The sequence below is a fragment of the Streptomyces sp. NPDC055966 genome (assembly GCF_042269865.1).
Classification (GTDB): domain Bacteria; phylum Actinomycetota; class Actinomycetes; order Streptomycetales; family Streptomycetaceae; genus Streptomyces.
Genome location: NZ_JBHJYK010000039.1, coordinates 19,540 through 40,414, shown reverse-complemented (window position 1 = coordinate 40,414; position 20,875 = coordinate 19,540). Strand labels below are relative to the sequence as shown.

The window sequence follows — 20,875 nt, the reverse complement described above, 5'->3', positions numbered from 1 at the left end:
GTACCCGCGCGACGGCCGTCCGGGTTTGTCGCCCGCCCAGCTGGCCACCGTTTGCGTGCTGCAGTCCGTGCTGGGGCTGTCGGTCGCTGTTCATAGGGTCCGCAGGGACTGGGGGTGCGGCTGGTGCCCGGCAGGCCTGTGTCACTCGCCCGGGCGGATCCACGTCCGAGCGAGTTCCGTGACCCAAGTGGCCGCCTCGTCGGGAGTTGGCGGGGGTGCGCCGACGACGACGAGTTCGGTGACGCCTGCCGCGGCGAGCTCCGGGAGATGCTCCGGGGTGCTGTCGCTCGGTGCGACGGCGACCGTGAGCTCGTCAAGAGTGCGACCGTGGAGGGCGCACTCGTCGGCGAGCACGGCGATGCGTGCCGGGATGTCGGCCATTGGAAGGTTGAAGCCGTACCAGCCGTCGGCGAGCGTGACCGCGCGGCGCAGTGCACTATCGCTGTTGCCGCCGATCACCACCGGGAGCCGGCCGCCGCGCAGCGGCTTGGGGTTGACCCGGATCGCGTCGAATCGGGTGAACTCTCCGGCGAAGGAGGCCGGGTCCTCGGCCCAGAGAGTACGCATCGCGGCGAGGTACTCGTCGGTGCGCCGCCCGCGTCCGGCGAAGGGGATGCCGAGGGCGGTGAACTCCTCGGCCGACCAGCCGGCCCCGACACCGAGGCTGAACCGCCCGGCGGAGAGTACGTCGAGTGTGGCGGCCTGTTTGGCGACCACGACCGGGTTGTGCTCGGGCAGCAGGAGTACGCCGGTGGCGAGCTCGATCCGGCTGGTGACCGCCGCCGCGAAGCTCAGGGTGAGCAGGGGGTCCAGCCAGTCTGCGTCCGGGGGTACGGCGATCCGGCCGTCTGCGGAGTAGGGATAACGGGAGGCGGGCGCGTCCACGAGCACCACGTGCTCACCACACCACAGCCTCGCGAAGCGGTGCGTCTCCGCAGCCGTCGCCACGGCCCGGATCACCTCTGGACGGGCACCGTCGCCGATACCGAGCGCGTGCAGCCCTACCCGCATTGTCCACCTCCCGACCCCTCACCCTAGGCACGAGAGCGCGGATGCGATCGACGTGGCGCGCCGCGCGCGGAGGGCGGGGCACGCGGCCGACGAGCGAGCCACTACCCAGCTGGGCTGCCGACCTCCGCGTCACCACCGACTTCCAGGCCGCCCGCCGCCACTGCTACGGCACCACAGCCGCCGAACCCCACCCGCCAGTGCGCCCACCCGGCCCGCCAACCGGTGGCTCACCCTGCCCGCCCTGGACCGCCTCGTCTCTTACGACAGCGCCGCCCCTGCGCTGCCCCGTGCACGCCGCCGCCGATCGTCTGACGACACCGTCCGCCGGCCGGGCGTATGGATGTCGGGGGCCCAGGCGGCTCCCCACGGCCGGAACACCTGCCCGCCCGATCGGCCCCCGGACCGGAGGTCAGTCCGTCCGCCGACGCGGCGCGGGGGAGCCACTGCCGCCGGGCGCCGACCGGCGGGACCGGCCCGACCGATGTCGCGCCCACCGGACGCGGAGCGGCCTGGCACCGTGTAGCCGGTGCCGGGCCGCCCATGTGTTTCGCGCTTCAGCCCTGGCGGGCCTTGAAGCGCGGGTCCTTCTTGGCCGCTGCCCGAGCAGCGCCGCCAGGCCGAGCGCCGCGTCCGGAGCGGCCATCCCCGTGTCGATGGTGCCCGTCGCCAGTTCGTCAGCGAGCGCGAGCACCTTCTGGCAGTTCTCATACTGACGCCGCTTGCATGTGCCTTCGTCGATGTAAGGCGGGAACGGTTGACAGCCGCCACGGGCAAGCCGACTGGCCTCGACATCCGCCACGGGAGGCGCAACTGCATGGTCGAGGCGCAGACCCGGCCGGGCGTCGACACGATCACGGGACAGAGCCGCCGATGGCACGGACCTTGCCGTGGTCGAGGCCGCGCTCGGCGACCCGTCCTGTACGCCGGAAACCATCAGCGCCATCCGGGAAATCGGTGAACGCTGCGGTGTGCCAGTCAGGATGAAATCAGACGTGCTGCACTACGCGGAGCAGGCCTCCATGGTGGCCGTCGGCTGACGGCCACGGTGGCGTGAGGAATCGGTCACCTTCTTCGAGCGCGTGCCGCTGGAGATCGTTGAGAACGTCAAGTGACCGACGCACGGACGGACAGCGTGGCACCTTGCCGGGCCAGGCGCCCCGAGAGCTCCAGGTGTTGAGGGTTTTGGTGCACGGGCCGGACAGTGCAGGTGCGGGCGGAGGTTCCGAAACTCCCGGCGAACGCGGGCCGGGGTGAGCCGTGCGGGCTTGGCCGGTTTCTCCCAGGGGCGGCGGAGGTCCGTCGTGGCTTCGCGGGTGTCTCGACAGAGGCGTGTCCGGGCGGCGGTGTTCCCGAAGTCGACGTGTCGGCAGTGGACGTCCCGTCGTCCGGCAGTGAGGAGCGAACTCGTGATATCGCTCGGCGTTGACCCGCACAAGTCCGCTCGCACCGCTACCGCCGTCGACCCTGCCTCGAATCAGCAGGCCGGTTCGCTGAGGATCGAAGCAGACCTCGCGGATTACCGGCGTCTCCCGACCTGGGGTCGCCGCTGGCCGCAGCACAAGTGGGTGGTGGAGAACGCCAATGGGCTCGGCCGGCACCTGGCCCAGTGGCTCGTCGCCCGCGGCGAGACCGTCGTGGATGTACCTGCCTCGGCGACCAGCCGCGTCCGTCAACTCACCCGTGGTGGCGGCCGCAAGAACGACCGGATCGATGCCGCCGCGGCTGCCACGGCCCACATCGACGGAGACAGGCGTGAGGTGAACACGGACGATCACACCACGGCTCTGGCCCTGCTCGACGAACGACGCGTCAACCTCGCGCAGGCTCGAGTTCGTACCGTCAACCAGTTGGACGCGGTGTTGCGTGATCTGCTGCCCGGCGGTGCCCCGCCGCAGCCGTCGGCGCACCAGGCCGCTGTGCTGCTTGGTACGGCCCGCCCCGTCGGCGACGTCGAAATGGTCAGCAAGCACCTGGCTGCGGCCTGGTCACGGAGATCCGGGAGCTGGACAAACGGCTGGCGGAGAATGCCGTACGCATGGAGGAACTGGTCGATTCCGCAGGCAGCACGCTGATGAACACGCCCGGCGTCGGGCCGGTGCCGGCGGCACGGCTCGTCGGACGTGCCGGCCGGTTCGCCATCTGGAACCAGTCACCTGCGTGCCGACCACGGCCGGAACACACCACCGTCACCGGCCTCACCACGCCCGGGCACACCCCTCAGCATCCAGCACACGGACAACCTGACAACGCCGTTCAGTGGCCCATCGCGGTGCGGGTCGCGGTGAGCAGTTCCGGCAGGCCGTGGGGTTTCAGGATGCTGTAGTGGTCGCCCTGCAGTGGGACGACGACGGGCGGCGTGGTCGAGTACGCGGTGTGGGACTCGATGAAGGAGTAGTCGTCTCCCTGGGCCTTGAAGAGGGTGATGGGTGCCTGCACCGTGCGTTCGGTCAGTTCGCGGAAGGTGTAGTCGAACTCGTAGGTGATGGTGACGATGCGGGTGATGCGGCGGATCGTGTCCTCGTCCAGGGACGGCAGCTGATCGTGGATGCAGGAGACGAAGCTGTCCTCGTCGTGGGTCCGTTCCAGGCAGGCGTCCAGGGCGGGGCCGTGGATCGTGCCGGTGAAGACGGAGAAGAGGATCGTGACGTACGCCGGGTTGTCGTAGGACGCCTCCCGGCCGTGGGTGTTGCCGTTCTCCTGGCGGACCTTGGGGTTGCCGGGGCAGATCAGGAACAGGCGCTCGACCTTCTCCCCGGCCTGTTCCAGCTGCCAGGCCGTCTCGAAGGCGATGCGGGCACCGAAGGAGTAGCCCCACAGGGTGTAGGGGCCGCTGGGCTGGATGCGGCGGATCTCCGCAAGATCGGAGGCGGCCGTCTCGCGGATGGTGTCGTACGGGAGCTCGCCCGCGTTGATGCCGTGCGCCTGGATGCCGTAGAAGGGGCGGTCCAGGTTGGCCTGCTGGCCCAGCAGGCGCAGGTTCATCGGGTAACCGCCGAGGCCGGGCCAGCAGAAGACCGGGGCGAAGCCGCCGTCCCGGGCGAGCGGGATCAGGCGGGAGGCCGGGGCCGCCACGTCGTTGTCGACGCGGGCGGCCAGGTCGCGCAGCTTCGGTGTCTCGAAGAGGACCTGGAGCGGGAGGCGGGTGCCGAAGTGCTTGTTGATGCGGTTGACGAGGGCCACGGCGATCAGTGAGTTGCCGCCGCAGGCGAAGAACTCGTCCTCGCTGGAGACGTCCTCGTACTTCAGCGCCGTGCCCCAGACCTCGGCCAGCCATTGCTCGGTCGGTGTGGCCGGTGCCACGCACACGCCGGGCTGCCGGGCGGTGGCCACCTCGGGGGAGGCGGCCAGGGCCTTGGTGTCGACCTTGCCGTTGGCCGTCAGCGGCAGTGCGTCGAGGACGAGGACCCGGTTCGGGAGCATGAAGTCGGGCAGGGAGCGGGCCAGTTCGTCGCGGATCATCTCCGCGGGCCCCTGGGTGTGGACCGCGTCCTCGTACATGTCCTCGCCGGCCACCTGCTCGTCGCTGACGCGGCCGCCGAGGAAGAAGTACGACGGGCCGGCGGGGATGCCGGCCGAGCCGAGGATGTCGTCGAGGCGGCGGGCGGCGGGCAGCGGGTGCCCGGACTTGGAGGAGTAGCCCGAGGACATGAAGCCGAAGCCCGGCGTGCGCTGGAAGTGGTGCAGTCGGGTGCCGAGGGCGATGTACTCCAGCCAGGGTTCGGCGGCCCGGCTGACCGCGCTGATGGCGAAGCTCGCGCGGGCGTACACGCCCTGGTTGATGGCGATGACGTGCCGGGCCTCGATCAGCTCGTCGCCGATGCGCTCCAGCGCCCCGTCGCGGTAGCGGTACTGACCGCCGGGCAGGCCCTGGATGCGGCCCGGGTGGGCCTGGACATACAGCTCGGTGGGGTCCTGGCGGGGCCGGCCGTCGTTCGCGGTGATCTCGAAGGTGCCGAGGTAGTGGTCCTCCTCGGCGACGTCCAGGACGTCCTTGACCGGCGGGAAGTGGCCGAGCGGGGCGATGGTCAGACCGTGGGCGGGCAGCACCCGTTCGAACACGCCGAGCATATGGCCGGTCTCGAATTCCAGCACTTCCTGGATGTTGGTCCGGTAGACGGGTTCGATCGCCCGCCGCTTGCCGAGGAAGTGCACCAGCAGCCCGCCGTCCGGGCAGCGGCCGGTGCCGCCACCGACGCGGACCAGGCTGTGGTCGACCGGATGGTAGTAGTACACGCCGGGCGCGAGACCCGCGACGCCACCGGACTCGACGTACAGCTGGGTGGCGTACAGGGCGCCCGGTGAGGCGTAGGAGTACTTCGGCAGCAGCCGTTCCTCGCTGTGGAACTGGCCGAACCAGCGCAGGATCCGGCCCAGTTCGGCCGGGCTCAGCTCGCTCAGCGGCCGGGAGGACTCCGGGACCGGGCGCGGTGCGAGCACGGCGAGGAGGTCCTCACGGGTGACCGGGCCGCCGTCGTAGAAGCGGTACGTCTTGCGGGCGAAGGTCTCCCGGCGCTGCACGGCGGTCTCCGCACGGCCGGGCAGAGCGATGGCCGGGCGGCCCGCCAGTTGGGCCGGCTCGCGCAGGCCCGGGTTGGACAGCTGTGCCTTGACCTGGAGTTTCGACGCCTTGGACTGGTGGTGGGCGCCGTGCGAGCCCTGGTCCATGACGGCTGCCGTACGGGGGTTCAGCTCGACGCACGCGACCAGCGCCGGATGGCCGGTGCGCACCTCGTCGGTGACGATCGCGGCGGCGCGGCGCACCCAGGTGTGCTCCTCGATGCGCGAGGCCACCTCCTCCAGCTCCACGCGATAGCCGCGCAGCTTGACCTGGTTGTCGGCGCGGCCCGCGAACTGCAGGGTGCCGTCCGGGTTCCACAGGCACACATCCCCCGTGCGGTACAGGCGCTCGCCCGGCTCGAACGGCGAGGCGACGAAGCGCTCCAGCGTCTGCCCGGGGCGGCCCAGATAGCCACGGGCCAGCTGCGCGCCGCCCAGATACAGCTCGCCGGCCACAGCGATGTCGACCGGTGCCAGGTTCTCGTCCAGGACATACGCCGTAACGCCGGTCACCGGTACGCCGATGGGCACCGTGCAGGACGTGCCGCCGTCGATGGCCGCGGGGTCCACCTCGTGGAAGGTGGCGTTGATGGTGGTCTCGGTCGGCCCGTAGAGGTTGACCAGACACGCGCCCGGCAGCCCGTGGAAGAAGTCGCGGGCCAGTTTGTGGGTGAGCGCCTCGCCGCCGGAGAAGACGCGCCGCAGCGAGGTGCAGGAGGCGAACTCCTCGGTGTCCAGGAGGGCCTGGAGCAGCGTCGGCACGCACTGCAGGTGGGTGACACCGTGGGCGCGCACGGCCTCGGCGATGGCCTGCGGGTCCCGGTGGATGCCCGGGGTGCCCATGACGACATGGGCACCGGCGGCCGGGGCGAGGATCTCCCACTGGGCGGCGTCGAAACTCATGGGCGTCTTCTGCAGGATGGTGACCTGCGGTCCGAGATAGCCGCGGGAGGCGAGCCAGCGAAGCTGGCTCTCGACGGCCCGGTTCTCGATCCCCACCCCCTTCGGCCGGCCCGTGCTGCCCGAGGTGTAGATGACATACGCGAGATGGCCCGGCTGCCCCTCCAGTGCGGAGGCGCGCTCACCCAGGCCCGGCGTCACCTCGTCCGACGTGAGCACCAGGACGTCCCGGGGGGCCATGGCCGCCAGACGCTCGCGCAGGTGTTCTTGCGTCACAATGACGGGCGCCCCGGAATCCTCGATCATGTAGCGCAGCCGGTCCTCGGGGTAGTCCAGGGACAGCGGCAGATAGGCGGCCCCCGCGCCCAGAATGCCCCACACCCCGATCATCAATTCCAGGGACGGCTCGGTGAACAGACCGACACATGTCTCGGGGCCGACGCCGAGCCGGGCAAGACGGTCACCCAAGTCGCGGCTCTGCCGGTCGAGTTCACGGTAGCTGAGCCGTTCGTCGCGGAAGGTGACCGCCGTGGCCTCTGGACGCAAAGCGGCCTGCCGGGCCAGCAGATCGGGCAGACACAGGCCCGTGAGAGAGGTGCCGGATATCAGTGCGCTCACAGTCCTCATGGCATCGTCCCCACGTAGGTGTGCTCGATGGGTGGCGACGGCGGGCACCGGGCGGGAGACTTCTGCAGATCTCCCGAGCCAGTACGGCCCGGCAGCAAGACGTGCGCGGGAGGTCTTCGGCAATAGCTGCAGTCAGGATCGGGAGCACCATGCCTCGCAACCTGCGCGGGACCAGCGCAACGCGATACTCCCTGACAGCGTGAAAGGCCGACCGCCGTGACAAAAGCATCCTCGCCCCGGAAACCTTCGCCGGGACTCGCTCAACGCCTCCGTTCTTGCCGCCGTGCGCCGGCCGCCAGCCGAACAGGCGGACGGGGCCGAGTGGAACACTGACAACGTTGTCGGTGGAGCGACTCCAAGTGTACGACCGGGACATCGAACAAGCAGGTCGAACGGATCCGGTGAACACGCGACAAGGAACGGGCACGGAACGCCGACGTTCTGGCTGACACGGCACGCGAATCCCGCGGCGACCGGATCCCCCTCGAAGAGGCGGCACCAAGGCAACCCTAGTGAGCCCTGGTGCCACCTGCCGCGGCTCACTCACGTCCAGGTCACTCCAAAGAGTGGGGGAGAGGGGATTGACTGATGGGCCGTACAGGGCCCGTGCGGGCATTGTGCTGCGTCCAGGGGGCCGCGACACCCCGCTCGAAGGCCCCAGAGCCCGCCTTTCGGACTTCGGCGGGTGCTTCCTGCTCCGGCGGGTGTGGCACGACGCCGACTGTCTCCGGCAGCTCGCGCTACTTGGCCATCAGGCCCTGCCACGTGTTGTGCCGGCGTTGCCTGGCGAGCCGCTTCCCGATGTCCATGCGGTGGACCGTGACGCCGGGCAGGACGTCCGCTTGGCCCTCTTCCTCGCCGACCAGCTCGCACAGCGCGGCATAGTGCCGCTGCCAGTCCGGAGTCCAGTCCGGGTTCCAGTGCTCATCGACCGCTTCCAGCGCGGCCTTCCACGTCGAGTGGCCGTTGAGGGCCCCGGGCCGGCGCAGGTTGGACAGTCGCTGTCCCACCGGTCGGTCCAGGGCGGTTGCCGTCCTGGGTGCGCGCAGGGTCCAGTGGACCTCGTAATACGCGCGGGCGGCCTCCAGGTTCTCCTCGAACCGCTCGTCGGCGACCGACCAGACCATGCCGAGCTGCTCCAGCCGCCCGGCCCGTTTGCCCGTCATCTGCCCAGCTGAGTAGGCGCGCCGCTGTTCGGCGAACCACTGGCCGAGCGGGTGCGCCCTCCCCGTGCCCGTACGGCACCCGCGCGTGCCCCGCCCGCTTCGTGAACGCCTTGGTTATGTTCATGAGAACGAACAGCAGATGGGCGCCACTTCGGGAGGACCGCTGTCCGGCGCTGTCCGATTGAGGCAGCGGCACTCGGGGTTCAACATCCGCGGGCGCCGCGCCTGCCATTGCCGCCCCTCCGGGTCATCGATCACGTCTGGCGGGAGCTAGGTGCGATCCTGCACGCATGAATCTTCTCGGCGACGCGCACCTGCGTACTTGGACGCTGCGTTTTGTGGCTCTCCTCGCAGCCGACCCTCAGGCTCAGCTTGCCTGGCTGGGTGAACGGGAGCTGGAGACAGAGTCTGTCGTTGAAGAGGTGGAACTCCTCTGCCGCATCTCCGAGGGACTCGCGGAGCGCGGAGCCGTTGAACCCGAGAATCTGCGGGATCTTCAGGCCATCGGCCGTTGCCTCGCCGAGGCCGAGGCCGTATGCCGCGTCCCCCTCTGGGCCAACGCCCTGGTCACAGATCCGGTGTGGGACGCAATACGTCCTCTCGCCCGCCAGTTTCTCCTCACGACGCTGGGCGACTGGCGTCAGCCACTGCCACGCCCCCTCCACCCGCACACGGGCGACCGATGAGCACATCCAAGCCGCCTGAGCGACTCTGACGCGGTGAGCCCCCGCGGCCGCCTTATGGCGAGACGCCGACCAGCAGGCCGCCGGATCGGGATCGCGGACCCCGTGCTGGGCGATCGCCTACAAGCTGCCCGCCGCCGAGAAGATCACCCGGCTGCTCGAAGTGGAGTGGAACGTGGGCCGCACCGGAATCATCGCCCCGCGCGGCGTCCTGGAACCGGTCGAGATCGACGGCTCCACCCTCACCTACGCCACGCTGCACGACCCGGCCGACATCACCCGCCGCGATCTGCGTCTGGGCGACCACGTCATGGTCCACCGCGCCGGCGACGTCATCCCACGCATCGAGGCCCCCGTCGCCCACCCGCGCACCGGCGCCGAGCAGCCCATCGTGTTCCCGTAGGTGTGCCCCCGCGATGCGGGTCCGGCATCGACACCACCGAGGAACGCTGGCGCTGCGAGCAGGGCCGCAACTGCCACCTGGTCGCCTCCCTCACCTACGCCGCCGGCCGTGACCAGCTCGACATCGACGGCCTCGGCACCACCCGTGTCGTGCAACTCGTGGAAGCCGGCCTGGTCACCGATCTCGCCGACCTGTTCGCCCTCACCCGCGACCAACTGCTCTCACTGCAGCGGATGGCTGAAACGAGCAGCGACAACCTGCTGGCCGCCCTGACCCAGGCCAAGACTCAGCCGCTGTTGCGGGTGCTGTGCGCACTCGGCGTCCGCGGGACGGGCCGCTCCATGTCCCGGCGGATCGCCCGGCACTTCGCGACCATGGACAACATCCGTGCCGCCGACGCCGACGCCCTGCAAGAGGTCGAGGGCATCGGCGCCGAGAAGGCACCCTCCATCGTCGCCGAACTGGCCGAACTCGCCCCGCTCATCGACAAACTCGCCGCAGCCGGAGTGAACATGACGGAGCCCGGCGCCACGTTCGCTCCGACCGCCGCAGACACCGGCACCGAGGGCGCGACCGCGGCCTCCACTGCGGCCGCCGGCCCGCTCACCGGGATGACCGTCGTGGTCACCGGCGCGTTGACCGGGTCGCTGGAACAGCTCAGCCGCAACCAGATGAACGAACTCATCGAACGGGCCGGCGGCCGCTCCTCCTCCAGCGTCTCCGAGAAGACCACCCTGGCGGTCGCAGGCGACAACGCCGGGCGCGGATCACCTCCACCTCGCACATGTCTTCTCCGTCGGCGCCAAGACCAGCCTCCGCTATACGACCGCGGTCGCCGTCTCAGCTGCCGAACACGAGTCGCGTACCTGCTGAGCTGGAACTTTATGGGCGGCGTGCCCAGAACAGGGCATGTCCGCCGTCGCCCTCAGGGACGAACTCCTCCCGCTCGACCGTCAAGCCGGCCTGTTCGATCCACTCACGGTTGGTGGCAGCATCCGCATGGCTCCACCACATCGGGGCGCCGCCCCCGAGCCAGTTCTCCTCGATTCCGGTCCACTCGCCGTGTCCCGTGGTGGCCACGAAACAGCCTCCCGGGCGGAGCCACCCAGCAATCTTCCGCAGCAGGGGCGGCTGCTCGGCCAGTGGAATATGGATCAGGGCGAAGAAGGAGACGATGGCGTCGAAGGACGCGGCGCCGAAGGAGACAGCCGTGGCATCAGAGTGGATGAACTCTGCCTCAGGTACCCGCTCGCGGGCCCGGCGGATCTGCACCTCGCTGATGTCTATGCCGGTGACCCGGTAGCCGGCGGCGGCCAGAGTGCGTGCGACCGGCACCCCGCTGCCGCAGCCCAGGTCCAGCACCGTCCCACCGGCCGGGATCCGCTGGCAGAGGTCACCGAGCAGTGACTGGTACTTCGTCTCGGCGCCGTATGCCTCGTCGTAACGCAAGGAGACGGCGTCGTACCCACGTCGGACCAGGTCCTTGGGATCTGTGATGTCCACGGTCGAGACGTTAGCCAGTGGTCCCAGCCAGGGCGAACAAATATCTCGACACAAGCTGAACCGGAGTGCCCATACAGGCCGCCTGCCAGCCTGGACCCGTGGGTTCGCCACGAGGACCTCTCAGAATTCGCGAACTCGCGGAGGTTCGGCTTCACCCCTTCTACTGCGAGCCCGGACTGCGCGGCGCCCATGAGAAGGGCGGAGTGGAGGGCCAGATCGGCTGCTTCCGGCGCAATTACCTCACCCCCGTCCCGCGAGTGGAGACGCTGGAGAACCTCAACGGGCAGATCACGGCGTTCGAGGAGCGGGAGCTTCAGCGGCGGATCGGCTCACGGATCCGCACCATCGGCCAGGACTTCGTGCGGGAGGCGCCGCGCCTGCTGCCGCTGCCGATGGATGCGTTCGAGACGGCGATGACCTTTCAGCCGCGGGTCGACCGCTACAGCCGGATCACGGTGAAGATGTGCTCCTACTCCGTCCCGGTCCGATTCATCGACCACAAGGTCACCGTCCACCTGACCGGCGACATGCTGGTCGTCTTCGCGGGCCGCCGCGAGATCGCCCGCCATGCCCGGCTCGCCGGCCGCGGTCTGGAGCACCTGGTCCTGGACCACTATCTGGAGGTGCTGCTGCGCAAGCCCGGCGCCCTGGATCGCTCCGAGGCACTCCACCAGGCCCGCGCGGAGGGCACGTTCACCGCCGAGCACGAGGCGTTCAGGGCCATGGCCCAGCGGCAGCTCCGCGAGATCGATGGAACGAAGGCCCTGGTCAGAGCTCTGCTTCTGCACCGCCATCAGCAGCACGCGGACGTGCTGGCGGGCCTGAGGGCCGCCGTCGACCTGGGCACCTGCAGCGACGACGTGGTCGCCCTGGAAGCCCGCAAGGCCGCCCAGGCAGCCGGCCGGGCGCCCACCGTCACCGCCACACCGGCATCGGCGGACCCGACGGAACTGTCAGATCCCCAGTTGTCGCAGGTCAACCATTTCACCCCACGCCGTCTGGCCCGGCCCCTGCCTGAGGATGCCCGCCCGCTGTCCCGCCTGGAGCAGTGGGACGAACTGCTGAACCTGCGCCGGAAGGATTCGTCATGACTGCCGCCCATCACGCGCTCACCGCCCAGGCGTCCGACGCCGCGATCGACACCGCCTGACGGATGCTGCGGCTGCCCACCATGCGGGCGCAGGCCGCCGACACCATCGCCCGCGCCGAACGCGAAGGGCTCTCCTACGCCGGATTCCTCGCCGAGCTCCTGCTCGCCGAGTGCGACGACCGCAGCCGCCGCAGGGCCGAACGCCGCATCCCGGCTGCGCACTTCCCGCGCGAGAAGTCGCTGCGCGAGTTCGACTACACCGCCAACCCCAATGTCGATCCGGCTGTCATCTACAACCTCGCCACCTGCGACTGGATCGCCAAGGGCTACCCGCCGTGCCTGATCGGGGACTCTGGCACCGGCAAGTCCCACCTGCTGATCGGCTTGGGCACCGCGGCTGCCATGGCCGACTTCCGCGTCCGCTACACCACTGCGGCTTCCCTGGTGAACGAGCTCGTCGAAGCCGCCGACGACAAGCAGCTCGGCAAGACCATCGCCCGCTACGGACGTGTCGACCTGCTCGAAATCGACGAGCTCGGCTATCTCGAACTCGACCGCCGCGGCGCGGAGATGCTCTTCCAGGTTCTCACCAAGCGCGAGGAGAAGAACAGCATCGCGATCGCCTCCAACGAGGCGTTCACCGGCTGGTCAAAGACGTTCACCGACCCGCGGCTATGCGCGGCCATCGTGGACCGGCTGACCTTCAACGCCACTTTGATCGAGACCGGAACGGAGTCCTATCGACTGGCCCGCACCAAGGCGAACATGACCAACGGGCTGAAATAGCCCTGAGCCGTTCCCCAATACTGTCGCCGTACTCGCATTGCGGCGCGTGTTGCCGAGGCTGTCGGCCCGCTGGCCTACGTTGCTCATCCGCCCGGTTCGGTCACCGTGACCGGGCGTACCGCCGGTTCGAGCAGCGACAACGTTCGCTGCTGCGCGTCGAGGGCGACGCGGATGCCGACCGGCATCGGCAGATTCGGTCCGGCATGTCCGAACTCGACGTTACCCAGGACCGGGATGTCACGGTCGCCGAGGACGTCGAGGACGATCTCGCGCAGGGTCGGGGCCCCGTCGGGCGAGTCGAGTCCGTCGATCGCCTCCGGGATGCCCACGACCATGCCGGAGATCCGATCGAGGATGCCCGCGTGCCGCAGTACCTGCAGATAGCTCCACATATACGCTGCCTGGCCGCCGCTCTCCTCCCAGAACAGCACCGCGCCGTCGAACCACTCGGGCGGCAGCGCGTAGGGCGTCGCCTGCGCCAGCACGATGCGGTTGATCACCCCTCCGATCAGGCGGCCCTCGGTGCGACCAGCACGCCAGCACTCCCACGATGGAGTGGACGGCAGCGCACCGATCGGCTCCGTACCTGTCAGCAGCGTCGAGTAGAGCTTTTCGAGTTCCGCCCTGCGTGCTGCGCTCGCGCGCTGCCAACGCCCGCCGATTCCAGGGGTGGCCACGTCGGTATGGAAGCCGACCAGACCCGTGCGCGCGTAGAGCACCAGATGCAGCAGCGAGATGTCGCTGTAGCCGAGGATCGGCTTGGGGTCGGCCACGATCGCCTCGACATCGATCAGGTCGAGGTAACCGAGCACCGTCTGGCCGCCGTCATGCGCGATGATCGCGCGCACTTCGGGATCCCGCAGAAGAGCATTGAGCTCTTCGGCGATCTCCGTCGGCCGAGCCGCACTCCACCAACGGTGCCGTCCCGCTTCGAGGAGCGGCGCCCGACGCACGCGGAACCCCATCCGTTCCAGCACGACCACCGCCTGCTCAAGGTCGGGCTCGTAAACGGCATGGAGCGGCCCGGACAGCGATGCGACAACGACGAGATCTCCGGGCCTCAGCGCACGAGGACGAAGCAGTTCAGGCAGCGCAGTAAGGATCACCGAGGCAGTATCCCGACACCCTCAGCACCACGCGACACGTTTACCGGCGTCCAGCCACGAAGCCCCCGGGCCCAGAGCAAGCCGCCTTCCGGGGCCACTTGCCGACGCCTGATCTTCGCGCATCCTCCCCAAAGGGGGGCCCGTTGGAGTCGCCCTGAGTGGAGCCAAATAGCGCCGCCCTAGCCAACCGTGCTGCCGGCCGCGGCGATCGTGGTCGCCACGGCCACCGGCCCCCCGGTCTGGCTGGTTGTCTGCACCGCCGCCCTGCTACTCGCCTACCTGCTCGTCACCGACGCCTGGACAGTCGGTGTCAGCGCCCCGCCCGGCCACCCGCAGGCGACACCCGCACCGACATCGCCGCCGCGACCGCAGCGGTACTGCTCGCCGCCCAAGCGCCGGTCGAGGGCACCTCATGGGCACGGCTGCCCGCTTCACTCGCCATCGCCGCGACTAAGGCCTGCCTGGTACTGGCGCTGCGCACCCGTCGCAACCCGCCCGGATGACTGCCGAGACTACTGGCGGGTTTGGCGCTTATCCCGGCGACACCCCAAAGATCGTCAAGTGGGGCTTCGACGTTGCAGAGGGCATCGGCCTCCGCGGACATGAGCGCGTCGGCGAACGTCTTGACGATCGCGCGCAGCAGATCGGGACTCGCCGCTGCGAGGTTGTCCTCGGCGAGGGCGTGCAGGGGCAGACTGTCGGGTGCGGTCATCGTGCTGATCTCCTTCGAGCTTCGACACCTCGAAGATCAGCCGGTGGCCGTTCAACTATGCGGCCCTCACCCCGACGCCGGAGCAAACCCCCGTATCAGGTCGAACCCGTACACCACTTCCTTACTTCCTTGGACGCAACCTGATCGCTCAGTTGGTGTGCAGGATGAGTACCCATACTCAGGTGTATCTGCGGATGGGGCGGCACGCTGGCGGACATGCAGCGTCCTTCGGTGTGGTTGGATCTTGGGCTCACGATCGCGCTTCTACCGGTGTCGGTCATGCTTATTGTCTGGCTCGGGATGCATGTGATGTTCTCGGGTGATGACTTCGGATCCCCCGGCATTCGCACTGCCCAAGCCGGGCAGCGCGGAGCGTGGATCTGTGGTTGCGCAGCGGTCGTGGCGGGAGGTGGGTTGATGGGCCTGCGGTTGTGGATCGCTGGGTCCGTTCACCTGCTCGTTCTCGGTGCGGCGGCTGTTCTGTTTGCCGGCGTTGCTGCTCAGAATCGTTGATCACAGCAGTCGCCGGTAACAGATCAGAGCGCTGGCGAGGCCGACGAAGGCGGAGGAAGCGCTCGGCCTTGCGCTCGTAGGGGCGGTGCAGGCGGCGGCAGCCACCCAGCCACGACAGCGTGCGTTCGATGGGCTTGACTGCGTGAGCGGTTCACGTCCCATCGAGACCCCCGAGCGTGTGTGCAACCGGTGCAACTCACTTCTTACTCTGCGCCCTTGCCCGGTAGAGCGCAGCGGAGTTGAGTGATTACCGGCCGTCCGGTGATCGTTCCCGATCGGCCAGTTGACGGCCTGCCGGTCCCTTTCACCCCCTAGGGGGACCGGCGGGCACCGCGGACGACGAACGAGGCCTGACGATGACGACGCGCGGCACATCTTCCGGCCCGGGCGCCCTGGTGGACGCTCCCGCGCTGCACCTGGACCAGTTGAGCGACCAGCAGCGCACGGGCCGCTCGTGATGCTGGTGCAGCGGCACCCCCGACCCGCGGTTCCCCGTGCGGCTGGGCCGACCGGCAGACACGGTCAGCGCGGACCTGCACGCGTGCGAGCCCTGCGTCGGCATGTGCGGAGTCCCGGCGGCCGAGGCGGACGCGTGGGTGCCGGCGAGGACTTCCCGGCCGGGATGGACTCCTGGACATCGCGTGACTAGGCGGACTACCGGGCCCGGGTCGCGGACGGTGAGGGCAGCGCGCGGGCGATCGACCCAGTGCAGCGCCGCCGGAAGCGGGCCGAGACATCGCAGGTCGGTGCGCGGTGACCGGTACAGCGGTGACACGTCCGGCCGGGGTCGGGGACCTGGTCCGGGCCACGGCGCGTGGCCGGGCGGAGTTCTGACGGATGTGCAGGGCGGTCTGCCGTTCCTTCGGCCCCGGTACGGCGCAGGCGAGCCGTGGCCCACAGTGTGGGCGGCGGTCGAGCAGGTGGCCAGGCGCGGATCGTGGGAGGCGACGTGACCGGCCGTCACTGGGCACCGGCACCACCCGGCAGGGCCGCTCAGGCCTTCACGAGTTGACCCGAGGGGCCGCCCGGAAGCGCTGGTCGGGGGTGCTTCACCTCGCGTGGACTGGGTGCGTAGGGTACGAGCGGCCCGGGAGCGCGCGCCGGGTCGCCCCCGGACGGGCGATGCGACCGAGGGGCCGAGGACGGGGGGGGTAGCGGGGATGACGGACGCGACGGATGTGGGGCGGCGTGCGGACGGGGAGGCCGGCGGGGGGATCGCACCGCTGGACCGGCGGGTGTTCGCCGTCGCGGGGGTGGTCTTAGCCGTGCTGATGGCGCTGTCGCCGCGCTACGGCTTCCATATCGACGAGCTGTACTTCCTGGACTGCGCTCGGCACCTCCAGGCGAGCTATGTGGACCAGCCGGCGCTGGCGCCTCTGCTGGCCCGGGTCTCGCTGTCGCTGTTCGGGGTCTCGGAGGCGGGCCTGCGGCTGTGGCCCGCGCTGGCCGCCGCGGGCACGGTGGTCGTGGGCGGGATGACCGCGCGTGAGTTCGGCGGCGCGCGGCGGGCCCAGTTGCTCGCGGCGGTCGCGACCGCCACCATGCCTGTGCTGCTGGGCGGCGCGCACGTTGCCAACACCACGTCGTACGAAGTGCTGGCGTGGGCGGCGATCGCGCTCGTGGTCGTACGGATCGGCCGTACCGGCGACACGCGGTGGTGGCTCGCTGCGGGAGCGCTGGTCGGCATTGGCGCGGAATTCAACCACCTCGCGGCTATTTTCGGGGTCGTGCTGCTGGCCGCCGTGCTGCTGGGGCCGGCCCGCCGGACCGCGGTTGACCGCCGACTCCTCGCGGGCGCCGCGATAGCCGTGCTGCTCGTGCTGCCGGACCTGTGGTGGCAGGCGCGGCACGGCTGGGCGATGTTCGAGATGACGCGGGCGCTGAACGGGAAGAACGGGGGCCCGGGGAACATCCTCACCTGGATCGTGGGGCAGTTCGGCATGGCCTGTCTGGCGATGACGGTGCTGTGGGTAGTGGGCCTGCGGTTCCTGTGGCGGTCCGGCCGGCCGCTGTGGCGGTGCCTGGTGACCGCGTACGCCGTGCTGTACGTGCTGTTCGCCGTGACGACCGGAGCGCAGGTGTACTACCTGGGCGGCCTGTATGTGTGCCTGCTGGCGGCCGGGGCCGTGGGACTCGACGGGTGGCTGCACTCCCGACCGGGCCGGCTGCGCGGCTTGATGGTCGCAACCGCCGTCTCGACTGCGCTGCTCGCCGTGATCGTGCTGCCGGTACTGCCGCCCTCCGACGTGGCCTGGACGTACGGCATCAACTCGAATTCGGGGGAATCCCTGGGCTGGCCCCAACTGGTGGGCACCCTGCGGCAGGTATGGACCGGTCTCCCGCCCGAGCAGCGCGCGAACGCGGTGATCTTCACGGCCGACTACGGCGAGGCCGGCGCCATCAACGAACTCGGCCGCGGTACCGGGTTGCCCACCGCAGTGAGCGCCCACAACACCGACTGGTGGTGGGGTCCCGGCAACCCTGACGCCACGACCGTGGTGGCCGTCGCACCCGGCCCCGACCACGCCCCCGAGTACGCCGCCCATCTGCGCCAGTACTTCCGGCACGTCCGCGTGACCGCCACCCTCTCCAACCCCTACGGCGTGCACAACGTCGAATGGGGCGGCCACGTCTACGTCTGCACAGGCCCCCGCCGCCCCTGGGGCAAGATGTGGCCCGAACTGCGCAACTACGCGTGACGGCCCCGCCCCAGCGGCAAGAGCCGGACGGCATGAAGCGTCCTGACCGCTGCACCACTGGGTGTTCTGCGCGGCCGACGCCGCGACCCCGGCCTGGACGTCCAGATCGTGGCCGCCGCTCTCTTCACCCACTGCCTGGATGTCAGCGAGCCGAAGACCGTGCGTGGCCTGGAGTCCGGCTACCGCCTCTACACCGCACGGTGGGCGTTGTCCGACCTTCCTGCCCGGCGCCGCCCACCGACCCCCGCGCACGACCCGGACCGGCAGCCCCCGGCCGATCCCAGCGCGCCGGCTGCGCCCCGGACCCCGGACCAGACGGCGGGGGAGTGGGAGATCCCCCGCCTCCCGCTGAGCTACGACCGGGCTGTTCTCGCCGGCGCGGTGGTGCGGGAGCAGCTGCGCACCACCATCGCTGGCGTGCGGGGCCGGAGGTACGACGTCGTCGCGCACCAGCAGGCGGCGATGCCCGAGCAGCTGCTCGCGCCCCCGGCCGCCGCCCCCGGGCGCGGCGACCAGGAGCCGGAGGCCGGCCGGCAGGAGGCGGTCGAGACGGCGCTGCGGGCTCTGCGGGAGTCCCGTACCGACGTGGAAGCCCTCGATCTCACGGCCAAGCGGCTCCGCCACCTCAGGGACGCTTTCACCGCGGCGGCCGACCGGGTCCGCGCCACCATGGCCCGCTACGCCGAACAGGACGATGCCGATGGAGCGCACCCGGGGCGCCAGGACGACCAGCAGGCACACCGTCCGCAGGAGCCCGGACCGTACCGCGGCCGGGAGACGGGCCACTGAGTGGCTCCGCATGCGGAACAAGGTCAGGCTGTCCGTCGGCACCCCCAGGCCCCCCTGGCGCGGTCCGATGCCATCAGCTGTCTGTGGCACCTCTCTTCGGTGTCATGGGTTGGCCACCGGCGCATTCGCCGTGGCCAGAACCTCAGCGCAATACGCCTGGGTGGTTTACCCGGCGCGCTCGCCGGTCGGTCGCATGCCCCCAACTACCTTCAACGCGTAGCCACTTGGCTACTACGAGTGAACGGAGACTGTGGATGCGTCCGATGTCTATGGGCCGACTGGCAGCCCTCGCCTCGACAGCCTTGCTGGCACGTCCTGGAAGATCCATGCGACACCCCGTCTCCCGCCTGCGCGCGCGAGCACTGGCCGTGGGGCTCGCGCTGGCGGCGTCCGCGCTTGTGCCCTCGGGCTCCGCTGGTGCGGCTGATCGGTACGAGTGGGCCGCGCTGGGCGACTCGTACACCGCCGGCGTCTTCGTCGGGGACCCGCAACCCGCACTGGGTGATACATCGCGGGACGGCTGCGACCGCACCACCGACGCCTACCCCGGCGATGTCGAGCGGGAGCTCGACGAGTTCCCGCCGGGCAAGCCCGTCCACCTGACCAACGTCAGCTGCGGCAACGCCACGATCGCCAACATCGCCAAGGACAAGCAGACGCCGATCAGCCCGGTCCAGCCCCCCGCCGCCGGCTGGCCCGCAGTGGACCCGCAGATCAAGCGGGCCGGCCTCAACGACCAGACCGACGTCGTCACCATCGGCGTCGGCGGCAACAGCCTGCCTTTCGGCGGCATGCTCCTCAAGTGCCTCGAACAGGGCACGAGCGGCAAGTCCTGCCGCGACTACTACACCAATCCCCCCGAGGGGGAGGAGAGCATCCAGGACAAGCTCGCCCGGGTCCAGGACGAGTACATCGAGATGCTGGCCCAGGTGCACCAGGCCGCGCCCAACGCCAAGGTGATCACGGTCGGATACCCGGCCGTCCTGCCGGACAAGGGCAGTGACTGCAACCGCGCGTCCCTCACCGAGCTCGGCTCGATCACCCACGCCGACATCGACTGGCTCCGTGACGACGTCCTCAAGCCGCTGAACAACACGATCCAGCGGGTCACGTCGTTCTTCGGCGACCGCTACGTCGACGTCTACTCCTCCAGCGTGGGCCACGACGCCTGCCAGCCCGCTGACACCAAGTGGGTCGAGGGAATCTGCGGCAACGCCGCGGACTATTGGCCCGCCAAGGTCCCCGGCACGCTGCTGAACTGCACTCTCGTCGGCAAGCGCGCCACCCTGGTCCACCCCAACGCCGCAGGACACGCCAACACCGCCGCCCACGTCGAACGAGCCATCCGCATCGCCCTCCTCGAACGCTGACCAACCAGCCCGAACCCCGCCACCAGAACCACGGCACCCGCACGGAAACGCGGCCCGGGGCCAGCTGACCCGCCAACAAAAAGACCGGCGTCTTCCGGAGACCGGCACTTGCCAGAGCCCGCCGAGCACACCTAGCGCGAGATGTACCCGGAAGCCGCCGGACAGGCCCACGCCGACTTCGCCGCCCTCACCGGCGGCGAAGTATGGGCAGCCCCGTAGGCCCCCAATTGGCCAACAGAGTCCACGACCCGTGTCAAGGAGAAGCGCACGCTGCCCTCAACCGGGCCGTTCCACCGCGTTGAAGCCACTCGATGCGCACCACTGAGCCTTCGCCATCTTCGAACGTGCTGGTCAGAGGGGATGGTGTGACGTGCGGTCGGGGTGCTCGCGCTGGTCGTGGGCGGGAGTTGGCAGTCTTGATCGTCTGCCGGATGGCAGCGGTGCGGCTTCGCCGGTTCCTCCGCGTCGCGAGCCCGGCTGCCCGGGTCGGGCGGCGGGGCCTTGTGCGTTGCAGCGGTCAGCCGCCGGTGAAGTCGCCCGGTCCGTGGACGTGCTGCGCTGCGGCAGGCTGGGCCAGGCCGCCGGTCATGTCGCCCGGTCCGTGGACGTGCGTGAACGCGAGCCCGGCGACCGCGAACCCGGCCAGCGCGACTGCGGCGACCATGCGCCGGAACAGCGTCGAACGCTTCATGATTATCCCGTTCTGTGGTGGCGAGGGCTCCAGTGTGCGCAATGGGTGGGGCGGACGAAACGGTTCCGCCAACCGGATCCAACCGGAAGCCATGGGGCGGCAGTTGGTGGCGGACAGGACTGGCATGCATCCCGGAGCAGGCGACAGCGCGTCGCGGCACTGTGGCCCTGGGAGCTCGACCGCATGAAGGCCCGCGCGCCTGCGCGCCCGGCCCCCGGGGAGTAGTCGGGTGCACGGGTGGGGGAGCATTCGCTCAGCTGCTGTTCGTC

At 69.9% G+C, this 20,875-nt stretch carries 14 protein-coding genes and 5 pseudogenes; 10 read left to right on the top strand and 9 right to left on the bottom strand.

What is annotated here, in order from left to right; all coding sequences use genetic code 11:
* Nucleotides 1-141: 141 nt before the first annotated feature.
* Nucleotides 142-1,011: an LLM class F420-dependent oxidoreductase gene (locus ACFC8N_RS45775; protein WP_362817569.1), complete on the bottom strand. Its 870-nt coding sequence runs from the start codon at nucleotides 1,009-1,011 to the stop codon at nucleotides 142-144.
* A gap of 887 nt (nucleotides 1,012-1,898) precedes the next feature.
* Here ACFC8N_RS45775 and ACFC8N_RS45770 point away from each other — a divergent pair.
* Nucleotides 1,899-2,048 carry a hypothetical protein gene (locus ACFC8N_RS45770; RefSeq protein ID WP_356039012.1) on the top strand — a complete coding sequence of 50 codons (150 nt, stop codon included), beginning with the start codon at nucleotides 1,899-1,901 and terminating at the stop codon, nucleotides 2,046-2,048.
* Here the strand turns inward: ACFC8N_RS45770 and ACFC8N_RS45765 are convergent.
* Nucleotides 2,012-2,332 (bottom strand): annotated as a pseudogene (locus ACFC8N_RS45765) (transposase); the annotation flags it as partial. The gene ACFC8N_RS45770 and the pseudogene ACFC8N_RS45765 sit on opposite strands and share 37 nt — an antisense overlap.
* 85 nt (nucleotides 2,333-2,417) lie before the next feature.
* Between ACFC8N_RS45765 and ACFC8N_RS45760 the strand changes: the two are divergent.
* A complete protein-coding gene (locus ACFC8N_RS45760) occupies nucleotides 2,418-3,083 on the top strand; it encodes a transposase (RefSeq protein ID WP_376295585.1) in 666 nt (221 codons plus the stop codon).
* A gap of 181 nt (nucleotides 3,084-3,264) precedes the next feature.
* Here ACFC8N_RS45760 and ACFC8N_RS45755 read toward each other — a convergent pair whose 3' ends face one another.
* Nucleotides 3,265-7,095, bottom strand: a complete 3,831-nt coding sequence (locus ACFC8N_RS45755; RefSeq protein WP_376295584.1) for an amino acid adenylation domain-containing protein — start codon at nucleotides 7,093-7,095, stop codon at nucleotides 3,265-3,267.
* 740 nt (nucleotides 7,096-7,835) lie between these two features.
* Nucleotides 7,836-8,261 carry a helicase associated domain-containing protein gene (locus ACFC8N_RS45750; RefSeq protein WP_376295582.1) on the bottom strand — a complete coding sequence of 142 codons (426 nt, stop codon included), beginning with the start codon at nucleotides 8,259-8,261 and terminating at the stop codon, nucleotides 7,836-7,838.
* A 290-nt stretch (nucleotides 8,262-8,551) separates the two neighbouring features.
* On the opposite strand from ACFC8N_RS45750, the gene ACFC8N_RS45745 reads away from it, so the two are divergent.
* The gene (locus tag ACFC8N_RS45745) at nucleotides 8,552-8,947 is read left to right on the top strand and encodes a hypothetical protein (RefSeq protein WP_376295581.1); all 396 of its coding nucleotides are present in this window, start codon (nucleotides 8,552-8,554) and stop codon (nucleotides 8,945-8,947) included.
* Nucleotides 8,948-9,011: 64 nt separating this feature from the next.
* Nucleotides 9,012-10,108 (top strand): annotated as a pseudogene (locus tag ACFC8N_RS45740) (helix-hairpin-helix domain-containing protein); the annotation flags it as partial.
* A 121-nt stretch (nucleotides 10,109-10,229) separates the two neighbouring features.
* Here the strand turns inward: ACFC8N_RS45740 and ACFC8N_RS45735 are convergent.
* Nucleotides 10,230-10,850: a class I SAM-dependent methyltransferase gene (locus tag ACFC8N_RS45735; protein ID WP_356040391.1), complete on the bottom strand. Its 621-nt coding sequence runs from the start codon at nucleotides 10,848-10,850 to the stop codon at nucleotides 10,230-10,232.
* A 203-nt stretch (nucleotides 10,851-11,053) separates the two neighbouring features.
* Here ACFC8N_RS45735 and ACFC8N_RS45730 point away from each other — a divergent pair, with 203 nt between their 5' ends.
* Complete coding sequence (locus tag ACFC8N_RS45730) at nucleotides 11,054-11,941, top strand: hypothetical protein (protein ID WP_376295579.1); 888 nt, start codon at nucleotides 11,054-11,056, stop codon at nucleotides 11,939-11,941.
* Nucleotides 11,938-12,726: pseudogene (gene istB, locus ACFC8N_RS45725) on the top strand (IS21-like element helper ATPase IstB). Before ACFC8N_RS45730 ends, istB begins: the two are co-directional and overlap by 4 nt.
* Nucleotides 12,727-12,809: 83 nt before the next feature.
* Here istB and ACFC8N_RS45720 read toward each other — a convergent pair.
* The gene (locus ACFC8N_RS45720; protein ID WP_376295577.1) at nucleotides 12,810-13,832 is read right to left on the bottom strand and encodes an LD-carboxypeptidase; all 1,023 of its coding nucleotides are present in this window, start codon (nucleotides 13,830-13,832) and stop codon (nucleotides 12,810-12,812) included.
* A gap of 577 nt (nucleotides 13,833-14,409) precedes the next feature.
* Nucleotides 14,410-14,544 (bottom strand): annotated as a pseudogene (locus ACFC8N_RS45715) (IS256 family transposase); the annotation flags it as partial.
* 216 nt (nucleotides 14,545-14,760) lie between these two features.
* Here ACFC8N_RS45715 and ACFC8N_RS45710 point away from each other — a divergent pair.
* The gene (locus tag ACFC8N_RS45710; RefSeq protein ID WP_376295576.1) at nucleotides 14,761-15,057 is read left to right on the top strand and encodes a hypothetical protein; all 297 of its coding nucleotides are present in this window, start codon (nucleotides 14,761-14,763) and stop codon (nucleotides 15,055-15,057) included.
* On the opposite strand, the pseudogene ACFC8N_RS45705 reads toward ACFC8N_RS45710, so the two are convergent.
* Nucleotides 15,058-15,187 (bottom strand): annotated as a pseudogene (locus tag ACFC8N_RS45705) (IS5/IS1182 family transposase); the annotation flags it as partial.
* A 1,030-nt stretch (nucleotides 15,188-16,217) separates the two neighbouring features.
* Here ACFC8N_RS45705 and ACFC8N_RS45700 point away from each other — a divergent pair.
* From ACFC8N_RS45700 to ACFC8N_RS45690, 3 genes are all read left to right on the top strand, one after another.
* Complete coding sequence (locus ACFC8N_RS45700; RefSeq protein ID WP_376295575.1) at nucleotides 16,218-17,756, top strand: ArnT family glycosyltransferase; 1,539 nt, start codon at nucleotides 16,218-16,220, stop codon at nucleotides 17,754-17,756.
* A gap of 108 nt (nucleotides 17,757-17,864) precedes the next feature.
* Entirely contained in the window at nucleotides 17,865-18,545 is a 681-nt protein-coding gene (locus tag ACFC8N_RS45695) for a hypothetical protein (protein WP_376295574.1), read from the top strand.
* A gap of 326 nt (nucleotides 18,546-18,871) precedes the next feature.
* On the top strand, nucleotides 18,872-19,915 hold the full coding sequence (locus ACFC8N_RS45690; RefSeq protein WP_362823956.1) for an SGNH/GDSL hydrolase family protein: 1,044 nt from the start codon (nucleotides 18,872-18,874) through the stop codon (nucleotides 19,913-19,915).
* 517 nt (nucleotides 19,916-20,432) lie between these two features.
* Here the strand turns inward: ACFC8N_RS45690 and ACFC8N_RS45685 are convergent.
* Nucleotides 20,433-20,606 (bottom strand): hypothetical protein, encoded by a 174-nt coding sequence (locus ACFC8N_RS45685; protein ID WP_356039123.1) that lies wholly within the window; start codon nucleotides 20,604-20,606, stop codon nucleotides 20,433-20,435.
* Nucleotides 20,607-20,875: the final 269 nt, after the last annotated feature.

Bases quoted from the DNA above. Each gene is read 5' to 3' on its own strand.
- ACFC8N_RS45775 (WP_362817569.1), bottom strand. From the start codon at position 1,011: ATGCGGGTAGGGCTGCACGCGCTCGGTATCGGCGACGGTGCCCGTCCA.
- ACFC8N_RS45755 (WP_376295584.1), bottom strand. From the start codon at position 7,095: ATGAGGACTGTGAGCGCACTGATATCCGGCACCTCTCTCACGGGCCTG.
- ACFC8N_RS45750 (WP_376295582.1), bottom strand. From the start codon at position 8,261: ATGACGGGCAAACGGGCCGGGCGGCTGGAGCAGCTCGGCATGGTCTGG.
- ACFC8N_RS45745 (WP_376295581.1), top strand. From the start codon at position 8,552: ATGAATCTTCTCGGCGACGCGCACCTGCGTACTTGGACGCTGCGTTTT.
- ACFC8N_RS45710 (WP_376295576.1), top strand. From the start codon at position 14,761: ATGCAGCGTCCTTCGGTGTGGTTGGATCTTGGGCTCACGATCGCGCTT.
- ACFC8N_RS45700 (WP_376295575.1), top strand. From the start codon at position 16,218: ATGACGGACGCGACGGATGTGGGGCGGCGTGCGGACGGGGAGGCCGGC.
- ACFC8N_RS45690 (WP_362823956.1), top strand. From the start codon at position 18,872: ATGCGACACCCCGTCTCCCGCCTGCGCGCGCGAGCACTGGCCGTGGGG.
- ACFC8N_RS45685 (WP_356039123.1), bottom strand. From the start codon at position 20,606: ATGAAGCGTTCGACGCTGTTCCGGCGCATGGTCGCCGCAGTCGCGCTG.